Source organism: Microcoleus anatoxicus (assembly GCF_042465725.1).
Taxonomy (GTDB): Bacteria; Cyanobacteriota; Cyanobacteriia; order Cyanobacteriales; family Microcoleaceae; genus Microcoleus; species Microcoleus anatoxicus.
Window position 1 is genome coordinate 2861918 of the sequence record NZ_CP120853.1, and the last position, 12443, is coordinate 2874360.

Annotated in this window: 9 protein-coding genes; 7 read left to right on the forward strand and 2 right to left on the reverse strand. The window is 43.3% G+C overall.

The genetic code is table 11. The annotated features are described in order from the left end of the window. The first annotated feature begins 4 nt into the window (after window positions 1-4). The 4 genes from P2A85_RS12455 to P2A85_RS12470 all read left to right on the forward strand — a co-directional run bounded on the left by P2A85_RS12455 (window position 5) and on the right by P2A85_RS12470 (window position 8065). Window positions 5-4729, forward strand: a complete 4725-nt coding sequence (locus P2A85_RS12455; RefSeq protein ID WP_377480387.1) for a PAS domain S-box protein — start codon at window positions 5-7, stop codon at window positions 4727-4729. Then, window positions 4695-6722, forward strand: coding sequence for an adenylate/guanylate cyclase domain-containing protein (locus P2A85_RS12460; protein WP_377480390.1), 2028 nt, complete (start codon window positions 4695-4697; stop codon window positions 6720-6722). The genes P2A85_RS12455 and P2A85_RS12460 overlap by 35 nt, the downstream gene beginning before the upstream one ends. Further along, entirely contained in the window at window positions 6701-6904 is a 204-nt protein-coding gene (locus P2A85_RS12465) for a hypothetical protein (RefSeq protein ID WP_377480393.1), read from the forward strand. Before P2A85_RS12460 ends, P2A85_RS12465 begins: the two co-directional genes overlap by 22 nt. 132 nt (window positions 6905-7036) lie before the next feature. Continuing rightward, window positions 7037-8065 (forward strand): hypothetical protein, encoded by a 1029-nt coding sequence (locus tag P2A85_RS12470; RefSeq protein WP_377480397.1) that lies wholly within the window; start codon window positions 7037-7039, stop codon window positions 8063-8065. A 125-nt stretch (window positions 8066-8190) separates the two neighbouring features. Here the strand turns inward: P2A85_RS12470 and P2A85_RS12475 are convergent, their stop codons facing one another. Next, on the reverse strand, window positions 8191-9009 hold the full coding sequence (locus P2A85_RS12475) for a carbohydrate ABC transporter permease (protein WP_377480400.1): 819 nt from the start codon (window positions 9007-9009) through the stop codon (window positions 8191-8193). 178 nt (window positions 9010-9187) lie between these two features. On the opposite strand from P2A85_RS12475, the gene P2A85_RS12480 reads away from it, so the two are divergent. Both P2A85_RS12480 and P2A85_RS12485 read left to right on the forward strand, forming a co-directional pair. Then, entirely contained in the window at window positions 9188-9880 is a 693-nt protein-coding gene (locus tag P2A85_RS12480) for an aldehyde oxygenase (deformylating) (RefSeq protein ID WP_377480403.1), read from the forward strand. Between the two features lie 230 nt (window positions 9881-10110). Further along, a complete protein-coding gene (locus P2A85_RS12485) occupies window positions 10111-11133 on the forward strand; it encodes a long-chain acyl-[acyl-carrier-protein] reductase (protein WP_340518612.1) in 1023 nt (340 codons plus the stop codon). Window positions 11134-11184: 51 nt separating this feature from the next. Here P2A85_RS12485 and P2A85_RS12490 read toward each other — a convergent pair whose 3' ends face one another. Next, window positions 11185-11355 (reverse strand): hypothetical protein, encoded by a 171-nt coding sequence (locus P2A85_RS12490; RefSeq protein WP_377480406.1) that lies wholly within the window; start codon window positions 11353-11355, stop codon window positions 11185-11187. A 62-nt stretch (window positions 11356-11417) separates the two neighbouring features. Here P2A85_RS12490 and accA point away from each other — a divergent pair, with 62 nt between their 5' ends. Next, window positions 11418-12410, forward strand: coding sequence for an acetyl-CoA carboxylase carboxyl transferase subunit alpha (accA, locus tag P2A85_RS12495; protein ID WP_377480409.1), 993 nt, complete (start codon window positions 11418-11420; stop codon window positions 12408-12410). The last annotated feature ends 33 nt before the right edge of the window (window positions 12411-12443 follow it).

The following is a 12443-nucleotide window of genomic DNA, read 5'->3' on the forward strand; positions in this document are numbered from 1 at the left end:
AAATATGGCAGAACAAAAGATGTCGATCGATCCCGGAAATATCCAAATTTTAATCATTGACGATCGACCTAATAACTTGCGATTTTTATCAAACATATTAAGTAAAGATGGCTACAAAGTTCAGAGGTCTATTTCCGGTGAATTGACAGTAAATTCTGACTTTGATTCTATACCTGACTTGATTTTGTTGGATGTTGTCATGCCGAGAATGAACGGCTATGAAGTCTGTCAAAGACTAAAAGCTAACGAAAAAACCCGCGAAATCCCCATAATTTTTCTGAGCATACTCCATGAAGCTTATCATAAAGTTAAAGCCTTTGAAGTTGGTGGAGTTGACTACATTACTAAGCCTTTTCAAATCGAAGAAGTTTTAGCTCGTGTCAAAAATCAACTAACTATTCAACACTTATCAAAACAATTAAAAGAGCAGAACTCCCAACTACAGCGAGAGGTGGCGGTTCGCAACACGACAGAGCAAGCACTGCGGGAAAGTCAAGCACGGTTGCAGAAATTGGCGACTAATATACCGGGAGTGATTTATCAATTTGTGATGAATGGTGAGGGAAAATTAAATTTTGAATATATCAGTTCTGATTGTAAAACCATATATGAATTAGAGAGCGAACAAATTTTAAACAACCCTGAATTGTGTTTTAAACTAAATCATCCTGATGACCGAAAAACTATTGAAAATGCTGTGCTGATGAGCGCCCAAACTTTAGCACCTTTTGCCTGCGAATGGCGGATTATTACACCGTCAGGGAAGATTAAGTGGTTGCAATCTAATTCTCGACCAGAAATGCGTAGCAATGGAGATATTGTTTGGTACGGGGTACTTTTTGATATTAGCGATCGCAAACAATCAGATTTAGAAAAAGCGGCAGCTAAAACAGCCTTAGAGCGACAAATTCAGCGAAAATTGCTAATTGGGAAAATAACTCAGCAGATTCGCTCTAGCTTACAACCGGGCGAAATATTTCAAACAGCAGTTACTCAAATTGGTCAGACATTCGGTGTGAATCGTTGTTTGATTCACACCTATATTACTAACCCCCAGGTAGATATTCCTTTGGCGGCCGAGTATCTGGAACCCGATTGCGAATCAATTCGCCATATCTCAATTCCGATTTGGGGGAATCCTCACGTCGTACAAATGATGATTCAAGATGGGGCTATCGCCTCCAATAATGTTTACTCAGATCCTCTTTTACAAGCAGTGCTACCCATTTGTCGCGAGGTGAAGTTGAAATCGATGTTAGCAATTCGCACTTCCTACCAAGGGGAAGCAAACGGTGCTATCTGTTTACACCAGTGCGATCGCTACCGAGAATGGACAGAAGAAGAAATCGATCTTTTAGAAACTGTGGCTGCTCAAGTAGGAATTGCGATCGCTCAAGCTAAACTCTTAGAGCGAGAACAACAGCGACTGCAACAACTCGATCGACAAAATAAACACTTACAAGCAGAAGTTCGCACCCGCGTCCGCGCCGAACAAGCTCTGCAAGAATCTGAAGCAGAATTGCGAGCTATTTTTGCCGCCATGACTGACTTAGTTTTAGTGAGAAATGCCGAAGGGCGTTGTATCAAAATCGCTCCCACAAGTGCGTCGAGTTTGATTAAACCTCTCAGCGAAATGATTAACAAAACAGCCCACGAAGTCTTACCCAAATCTATTGCCGACCTGATATTAGCTACTATCAAACAGGTTTTAATAAGCAAAAAAAGTATCAATATTGAATATAATTATACTGTAGAAGGACGCGAAATATGGCTCGATGCTAAAGTTTCTCCCTTGTCTGAAGATTCAGTAATTATTGTGGGACGAGATATTAGCGATCGCAAACAAGCAGAATTCGCACTTCGAGAAAGTCAGCACTTCATTCAGGCGATCGCCGATTCCAATCCCAATCTATTGTACGTTTACGACTTAGTTGAAAACCGCAACGTTTACACCAACCGCCAAATTAGTGCAATGCTAGGTTACACCGCCCAAGAAATAAAAGATATGGGTAATGAAATGATGTTAAGGCTGCTCAATCCTGAAGATTTACCAGCCTTTTTAGAAAGTGTCGAAAAAGTGGAGCGATCCGAAGACGGCGATGTCATTGAATGTCAATACCGCATGAAACACAAAAACGGCGAATGGCGGTGGATGCACAGTTGGGATACAGTATTTGTGAGACAAACTGATAGTAAACCTAAACAAATTCTTGGTACGGCTAACGACATCACCGACAGCAAAAGAGCCGCTGAAAAATTGCGTGAATCCCAGCAAAGAATTTCATTTCTATTGCAGCAAACACCTATAGTGATTATCGAATTAAACATTAATTTAGAAGTGATCACTTGGAATCCGGCTGCGGAAAATATTTTTGGATATAGCCAAGCAGAAGTTATCGGTCATAACGTCCCAGATTTAATCATTCCCGAAAGTTGTTACCAGCAAATATCTCAACTTTTAAACAACAATATGACTGGGGAATTTAGTGCAACTTCTACCACCTATGAAACCCAGACAAAAGATGGCAAAAAAATAGTTTGCGAGTGGTATAATACTCCGCTAATTAATGAAAAAGGTAGAGCGATCGGCATCGGTTTAATGGCGGTGGATATTACCGAACGCCAGCAAGCAGAAATGGAACTACAAGAAAGTGCATTGCGGCAAAGAGCGATCGCGCGAATTATTGAAAAAATGCGGCAGACATTAGATATCCGAGAAATTTTTCAGGCGACAACACGAGAATTGCGCCAAACCATGAAATGCGATCGAGTCGCCATTTACCGTTTCAATCCAGACTGGAGTGGTGAATTTGTAGCGGAATCCGTTGATAATAACTGGATTTCCCTCATCCAAGAACAGCAAATAGACCCCAACTTCACAGAAGATTCTTTAGAAAGCGAAAAGTGCCTCGTCCAAAAATTTGATAGCAGCTTACAAGAAGTATGCGACACCTATTTGCAAGAAACCCAGGGCGGCCCTTACAGCCGTGGTAAGACTTACCTTTGCGTCGAAGATATTTACAAACAGGGCTTCGATAATTGCTACATCCAACTCTTAGAAAGATTTGAAGTCAAAGCCTATATTACCGTCCCCATTTTTTGCGGAGAAAAACTTTGGGGATTACTTGCATCCTATCAAAATACAGCCCCCCGCCAGTGGAGCGAAGCTGAAATCAACGTCGCAGTTCATATAGGTACGCAGCTAGGAGTCGCCTTGCAACAAGCTGAGTTGCTAGCCCACACTCAAAGACAGTCAATGGAACTAATTAAATCTCAAGGAAATGCGGAAGTTGCCAATCGTGCCAAAAGCCAATTTCTCGCATCCATGAGCCACGAACTCCGCACCCCACTCAACGCTATTCTTGGTTTTTCTCAAGTCATGGCTCGAAACATTTCCATCACCAAAGAACAAAAAGAATACATCGAAATCATCAATCGCAGTGGCGAACATTTGTTGGAACTCATCAATGATGTATTATCCATGTCTAAGATAGAATCGGGTCAGATTAGTATCAATGAAAATAGCTTTAATCTCTACAAACTTATCGATATCCTGAAAGAAATGTTGCAATTAAAAGCCAACTCTAAAGGCTTGGAGCTAATCTTTGACCTACCGGATAATTTACCAAAATACATTCAAACTGATGAATCCAAATTGCGGCAAGTTTTAATTAACCTCATCGGCAACGCTATTAAATTTACTGTGAAGGGAAGCGTTAGTCTGCGAGTCACAAGCCAAGCAGAAGAAACTTTAGATGGAGCCAAAAAATGCCAATTAATTTTTGAAGTAATGGACACCGGACCTGGTATTTCTCCGCAAGAAATTAAGACTTTATTTCAGCCATTCGTGCAAACAGATACCGGACGTAAATCGATGCAAGGAACTGGTTTAGGCTTGCCGATTAGCCAGCAGTTTGTCCGAATTATGGGAGGTGATATATCAGTTAAAAGTCAAATCGATCGAGGCACAAAATTTACCTTTAATATCCAAGTGAATGTGTTAACAGAAATTGATGATAGAGAAAAATCTAGCACCAAACAAGTCATTTCTTTAGAAGCTGGACAGCCAGTTTATCGGATATTGATAGTTGAAGATGTACTAGAAAACCGTCAACTGTTAATCGAGATTTTGAAACCATTGGGATTTGAAATTATCGAAGCTTGTAACGGTGAAGAAGCTGTGGCTTTGCACGAAAGCTGGAAACCGCACCTCATCTTGATGGATATGTTGATGCCCATTATGGACGGATATGAGGCAACCAGAATAATTAAGCAAACTCCTGAAGGCGAAAAAACCATAATTATTGCCCTGACTGCTAGTGCCTTTGAAGAACAGCGACAAGTAATTTTTGCGACTGGTTGTGATGATTTTATCTGTAAACCCTTTCGGGAAAAAGTTCTATTTGACAAAATAGCCGATCGCCTAAAATTGCGTTATATTTATGAAGAAGAAAATCCATCTAGTTCTGTACCACCCCAGACATCTCCGAAAATTTTAACCCCAGATGATTTGAGTGTAATGCCCACAGACTGGTTAGTCAATTTATACCAAGCAGCAATTTGCGTTGATGACAGCGGCCTACTGCAACTTATCCAGCAAATCCCTGAAAGTGAGGCAAATCTCGCTAAGGCTTTAACAGATTTGGTCGAAAACTTTCGGATAGATATCATCATCGATCTCACTCAATTATATTATGATGAACGACCATCCACTCCCAGTGACTACTAAAGATATTATGATCGTTGACGATATGCCGGATAACTTGCGACTTTTATCCACCATGCTTACATCTCACGGCTATCAAGTCAGGAAAGCTATTAACGGACAACTTGCTTTGCAAGGAGCACAAATGTCTCCTCCGAGTCTAATTTTGTTAGATATTAATATGCCGAAAATGAACGGCTATGAAGTTTGTCAAAAATTAAAAAAAAATGATAATACTAAAGATATTCCGATCATTTTTATTAGCGCCCTAGATGATGTATTAGAAAAAGTAAAAGCTTTTCAAGTAGGAGGAGTAGACTATATTACTAAGCCATTTCAAATAGAAGAAGTTTTAGCCCGTGTTGAAAGCCAACTTTCCTTGCGCTCTTTGCAATCAAAACTGCAACAACAAGCTAGAGAGTTGCAAGAGCGCAATGCTTTGTTGGAGCAAGAAATTACTGAAAGAAAGCGGGCTGAAGAAGAAATTAGGTTTTTGCTGGAAACTACGCGGGCGATCGGCGAATCGGTGGATTTTAACTCTGCTTTAGAAGTAATTTTGCACCAAGTTGGCGAAACAATCGGATGGGATCTAGGAGAAGCTTGGATTCCTGATTCCGAAGGAACTTTGTTGAAATCGAGCCGCGGTTGGTATGGTAGAGATAGCAGCATGGCAATCTTCCGCCAGCAAAGTGAAAACTTGACATTTGCTAGAAATATCGGGCTACCAGGACGAGTTTGGGTTTCCGGGAAACCTGAATGGGTAGAAGATGTTTCCGTGGGATACCCAGAATTTATGAGAACTAAAATAGCGCTAGAAATTGGGTTTAAAGCAGGTTTTGGTGTACCTATTTTAGTCGGGGATGAAGTCTTAGCAGTCTTAGTTTTTTTTAAACTTGTATCTGGTCCCAAGGACTCGCGATTTATTGACATTTTTAATATTGTTTGCACTCAATTAGGTTCATTAATTCAGCGAAAAAAAGCAGAAGAGTCTCTGAAGATAGCTGAAGAAAGATATCACAGTATTGTAGAAAATGCCATGGAAGGCATTTTTCAAAGTACCCCTTCAGGACAATTTATCAGCGCTAATCCAGCCTTAGCGAAATTGTATGGTTACGAATCGCCTACGGAACTGATGTCCAGCATTCAAAACATTTCCGAGCAACTTTATATTGATGCCGAACGCCGTCGGGAATTCGTAGTTGCTATGGATGAACACAATGCTCTTTCTGGCTTTGAATCGAGGGTTAAACGTAAGGACGGTGCTTGGATTTGGGTATCGGAAAATGTCCGGGCAGTTCGCAATTCCCAAGGTAAATTAATTTACTATGAAGGTACTGTTTCTGATATTACAGAGCGAAAGTTAGTCCAAGAAGCCCTGAAATTTCAACAGGATCAAACTGAAAAGTTGCTGTTGAATATTTTACCAAAACCCATAGCCGAAAGATTGAAAGTTGAGCAAAGCACAATTGCTGACAGTTTTGAAGAAGTAAGTGTTTTATTTGCTGACATTGTTGGCTTTACTGAGTTGTCAGCTAGAATGTCTCCGACGGAACTCGTAAAGCGTTTAAACGTGATTTTTTCCCAATTCGATCAATTAGCAGAAGAGTACGGTGTGGAAAAAATTAAGACTATTGGTGATGCTTACATGGTAGTTGGAGGATTACCTACACCCAGAGATGACCATGCTGAGGCGATCGCGGAAATGGCCCTGGAAATGCAAGCAAAAATAGCAAAATTGTCCGCCCAAACAGGGGAAGATTTGGCAATTCGCGTGGGTATCAATTCTGGGCCAGTAGTTGCGGGAGTGATTGGTGTTAGCAAATTTACTTACGATTTGTGGGGGGATACTGTGAATGTGGCGGCGAGGATGGAAGTTACAGGAGTTGCAGGCAGTATTCAAGTTACGGATGTTACTTATGAGCTTTTGAAAGATAAGTATTTGTTTAAGAATCGAGGTTTGACTCCGATCAAAGGTAAGGGGGATATGGTGACTTATTGGCTCCAAGGAAGAAAGTAGAAATCGGGAATCGGGAATCGGGAATCGGGAATTGGGAATTGGGAATTGGGAATTGGGAATTGGGAATTGGGAATTGGGAATTGGGAATTGGGAATTGGGAATTGGGAATCGGGAATCGGGAATTGGGCCTTTTGGCTTCGCCATCAGGTAAATTGTCTCGAAACATCCCGATCGTGCAATAATGATAAGACTTGCACACAAACTCTATTAGTAGAGTGGGCATTCCCCGCGTTACCGCTACATATAGAGTTTCAACTGTCAACCCGTGTAAGTTCCAAATCAAACCGGCTGTTGCTCTACACAATTTTTTCCTAATGGCTGAAGTCCCCCAAAATCCCGCAGAACTTGCAGAAGCCCTCAAAGGCTTTACGGATATCAATTTTCAATTACCCGATCCCGAAGACGAACAAATACCAGACTTCGATTTTGACAATCAGGTTGACAATGCCTGGAAAGTGTGCGATCGCTTTGACTTACAAACAGATATCTGGCGGGGACGGATTCTCCGAACAGTCAGAGACAGAGAAAAAAAAGGCGGCGATGGACGCGGTACGGGCTTTTTGAACTGGCTAAAAGAACGAGAAATAGGCAAAAGTCAAGCCTATTCTCTCATAGAATTAGCTAAGAGTGCCGATACCTTGATCGAGCAAGGAGATTTAGACCCCGATTCCATTAGAAACTTCAGCAAAAGAGCCTTTGTAGAAACCGCCAAAGCATCTCCCGAAGTACAGCTAATGGTAACAGATGCGGCCGGAAAAGGCGATCGTATTACCAGGCGTGAAGTTAAACAACTCTCCGACGAATGGATGGCTTTGAACTCCGACTTACTCCCAGAAGAAGTCAAAGAGAAAGCATCCACAGGTTCCCTACCTTCCCGCTACCTAGCCCCCTTAGTCAAAGAAATGGAGAAACTATCTCCATCTCACCAAATTGAAATTCAAAAAGAAGTAGCAGAAAATCCTGATGTAGATACAGTCAAACAACTAACTTCCGATGCCAAGAATTTATCTAAATATCTCGATTCTGCGGCCCAAGTCCAGGCGCTCAATCAGTCTCATTTAGATATGGAAATGGCCTTAGAAGAATCCTTACGAGTAGGCTGTTTGGGAACCACCGCAGACGTTGTGAAACAGGCAGCGCAACTGGAACAAACAGTGGTCAAACTATACACTATTTGGAAGCGATTGGGGAGCTTAACAGATAGATTGTATGTAGATACAGGAGCTAGTACGCCGAATTTGCGATTACTGCTGGGATGTTTAGACACGCTTTCGGGGGAAAAGATTGAAGTGGATTTTGGAGACGGAGAACGCTCTATTCGTTTGCAAATTATTAGCGAGTAAATACACTTTTAAGTATCGGTGTTAATCTGCGGTACAAATTTTTGATTTTTTGCCAAAGATAGCGAGGATTTAAGATGATAGGGAGGATACGGAGGATACGGCATTGCCATGTCCTCCGTTACTTCTTAATTCTTAATCCCCGTCGTCGCAATACCCCGCATAAACTGCCGTTGACCGACCAAAAACAGCAACACCACTGGCACAGTCCCAATTACCACCGCGGCCATCAACAAGGGCCAACTGCTAGTAAACTGTTCCTGAAACTCAGCCAAAGCCAACTGTACGGTACGCAACTCTGGGCGCGTCGTAAACACCAGGGGCTTAAACAAATCGTTCCACTCGCCGATAAACGTAAACAAAAACAGCGTCACCAATGCAGGGCGGGCCAAAGGCAACATCACTTGCCACAAAACCTGCCAGCGGTTTGCCCCATCCAACATGGCGGCTTCTTCCAATTCCACGGGAATTGTCAGGAAATACTGACGTAGGAGAAAAATCCCAAAACCATTAGCAGCCGTGGGTAAGATTAGCGCCCCGTAGGTATTGAGCAAATGGCCCCACTTCAAAACCAAGAAAATGGGAATCACCAAAAGCTGAAAGGGAATTACCAGGGTTGCCAAAACCACCAACACTAGGGCTTGTCGCCCTCGAAACTTCAGCCTGGCCAAGGCATAGCCGGCTAAAGCCGAAGTTACTACCTGAAAACCAGTTACTGCGATCGCCACTAGAGTAGAATTAACAAATGCCAACAAAAAATTACCGCGTCGCCAAGCCTCCTGATAATTCGCAAAAGTCCAGCCCGTGACCTTGACACCGACACCCGATGGTGATAAAGAAACCAAAAATACAGCAGCTAGAGGCAACAGCACCAGTGCTGCACCCCCTAGCAACCCCATAAAACTCAGCAGTTCCAGTGCCCTAGATCTGTCCAAAGATTTGCCCATAAACTTGTGAATTAATCTAAAATAATAACCTTGTGAGGCTCTCAAACCCGATCTCCTCCCAGATTCCCACACAACCGCGAATTTTTAGTCGAAAATAGGTAAAGTGTACTGTCACTGACCCCAAATTTTAAAGGGGTGTCCAAACATCCTACAGGTTATTCAGGAGACTACATATCATATGCCAAAGCTTGAGGCCATCCCAGCAACTGACTTTCAAACCGAAACTTACAAAGATGCTTACAGCCGAATCAACGCGATTGTGATTGAAGGCGAACAAGAAGCTCACGACAATTACTTGACACTGGCCCAAATGTTGGCTGACAAAAAGGAAGAGTTAATTGGTTTGTCCAAGATGGAGAACCGCCATATGAAAGGCTTCCAAGCTTGTGGCCGGAATCTCAAAGTCACGCCGGACATGGTATTTGCCAAGGAGTTCTTTTGTGAACTGCACGGGAATTTCCAAAAGGCATCTGCCGAAGGTAAGGTTGTAACTTGCTTGCTGATTCAATCGCTGATTATCGAATGCTTCGCGATCGCAGCCTACAATATTTACATTCCCGTCGCTGACGACTTTGCACGCACAATCACTGAAAGCGTAGTCAAAGAAGAATACACCCACCTCAACTTTGGGGAAGTTTGGCTGGAAGCTCACTTTGAAGAATCCAAAGCTGAACTCGAAGCAGCCAACCGCCAAAACTTGCCCATCATCTGGAAACTACTAAACAAAGTCGCCGATGATGCTCAAGTCTTGGGAATGGAAAAAGATGCTTTAATTGAAGACTTTATGATTGCCTACGGTGAAGCCCTTAAAAACATTGGCTTTAACAACCGTGACATCATGCGAATGTCAGCACAAGGTCTCATAGCCTAATCAAGTATAAAATCAGGAATGGAAAAGTAAAAATTTAAAAAAAAATAATTTTTACTTCTCCATTCTTCATCCATCACAATGGTTATAACCTAATTAATGGGAACATGAGGAATCAGATAAAAATTAAAAATTAAAATTTTTTAATTTTCCCTTCTTCCTTCTTCCTTCTTCCTTCTTCCTTCTTCCTTCTTCCTTCTTCCTTTTTCCTTTTTCCTTAATCTGACAACTGAATGTTTGGTTTAATCGGTCACTTAACCAGCTTAGAACACGCCCAATCGGTAGCTAACGAGCTGGGCTATCCAGAATATGCCGATCAAGGTCTTGATTTTTGGTGCAGCGCACCGCCCCAAATAGTCGATAATATAACCGTGACCAGCATCACTGGGCAAAAAATAGAAGGTCGCTATGTGGAGTCCTGTTTTCTGCCAGAAATGCTAGCCACTCGCCGGATTAAAGCAGCCACCCGCAAAATCATTAACGCGATGGCACACGCTCAAAAAAACGGGATTAATATCACGGCTTTAGGTGGGTTTTCATCGATCATTTTTGAAACCTTCAACTTGCAGCAAATTAAGCAAATTCGCAATCTCAAGTTGGAGTTTGAGCGATTCACCACAGGTAATACTCACACTGCTTACATCCTCTGTCGCCAAGTAGAACAAGCAGCCCCAAAATTGGGGATTGAACTGTCCAAGGCTACTGTGGCGGTTTGCGGTGCTACGGGGGATATTGGCAGTGCCGTGTGTCGCTGGCTCAACGTTAAAACCAATGTAGCAGAATTGTTGCTGATTGCCCGTGACAAGGAACGTTTGCAAGACTTGCAGACAGAATTAGGGCGCGGCAAAATTATGGGTTTGGAAGAGGCGCTACCCCAGGCGGATATTGTCGTCTGGGTAGCGAGTATGCCGAAGGGAGTAGAAATCGATCCCTCTACATTGAAACAACCTTGTTTGCTAATTGATGGCGGCTATCCCAAAAATTTGGGAACTCAGATTCAGCATCCCGAAATTTATGTCCTCAATGGCGGCATTGTGGAGCATTCCCTCGATATTGAGTGGAAAATCATGAAGATTGTCAATATGGATGTACCGGGAAGACAGTTGTTTGCCTGTTTTGCTGAATCCATGCTGCTGGAATTTGAAAAGTTGTACACCAATTTTTCTTGGGGACGCAATCAAATTACTGTGGAAAAGATGGAGCAAATCGGCGAGATTTCTGTTAAACACGGTTTCCGACCTTTGATGTCCTTCTGATTTTGAAAATTAACAGTTAACAGTTAACAATGAACTGTTAACTGTTAATTGTTACAAGAAGCTTTGAGCGCAGTTTTTGATAGTCATAACTTCCATAATCTTGTTGCCAAGTTCGTCGGAAATTTCCAAACCGGCGGCAACCACAGCTAACACTGAAATGGCTGTCACAGCTTCCGCAGGCGTGAGTTCGATCGGGCCCTCTTTTGGAGCAACACCTAACACGGTAGGATCTCCTTTGAGTCGATCGACTCAACCTTGCAAAACAAATTATAGAAATTCTCAGCGTGCCAAACCCAGACCGGAAACCACTACTCTTAGATTTTGAAAAGCCCCTGGCAAAACTCGAAGCCCGAATTCACGAGATTCGCCAACTTGCAGCCGAAAACGGTGTGGATGTTTCTGAAGAAACCTCCGACGAAATTCGCAAGCTGGAAGCTCGAACAGACCAACTGCGGCAAGAGATTTTTAGCAGCCTCTCCCCCATGCAGCGGTTGCAACTAGCCCGTCACCCCCGTCGCCCCAGTACCCTCGATTACGTTCAAGCAATTAGCGACGAGTGGATTGAGCTTCACGGCGATCGACGGGGAGGCGATGACCCGGCCATGGTTGGTGGCATTGCCCGCATTGATGGGCGTCCCACGGTCATCATCGGCCACCAAAAAGGTCGCGACACCAAAGATAATATTGCCCGCAACTTCGGTATGGCGGCTCCCGGTGGCTACCGGAAAGCCCTACGATTGATGGAACACGCCGATCGCTTCTCCATGCCAATTTTCACCTTTATCGACACTCCAGGGGCTTGGGCGGGCTTAGAAGCCGAACAGCTTGGACAAGGAGAGGCGATCGCCTGTAACCTCCGAGAAATGTTTCGCCTCGATGTTCCCATCATCTGTACCGTCATCGGCGAAGGCGGTTCAGGTGGTGCTTTGGGCATAGGCGTCGGCGAGCGATTGTTGATGCTAGAGCATTCCGTCTATACCGTTGCTACCCCCGAAGCTTGCGCCGCGATCCTCTGGAAAGACGCTGGGAAAGCCAACTTGGCCGCCGAAGCTCTAAAAATTACTTCTTGGGATTTGAAAAACCTCGGCGTTCTCGATCAAATAGTACCAGAACCCATTGGTGGCGCTCACTCTAACCCCCTCAAGGCTGCGTCCATACTGAAACGAGCATTGTTGGAAAATTTAGCAGAACTGAGTCAGCTTTCCAGCCAGCAGCGCCGGGAACTGCGGTATCAAAAATTCCGCCACATCGGTGTATTCACAGAAATTCCTGCTTGAGCCGATCGATTCCCAGGAATCAGTTAAGCAATT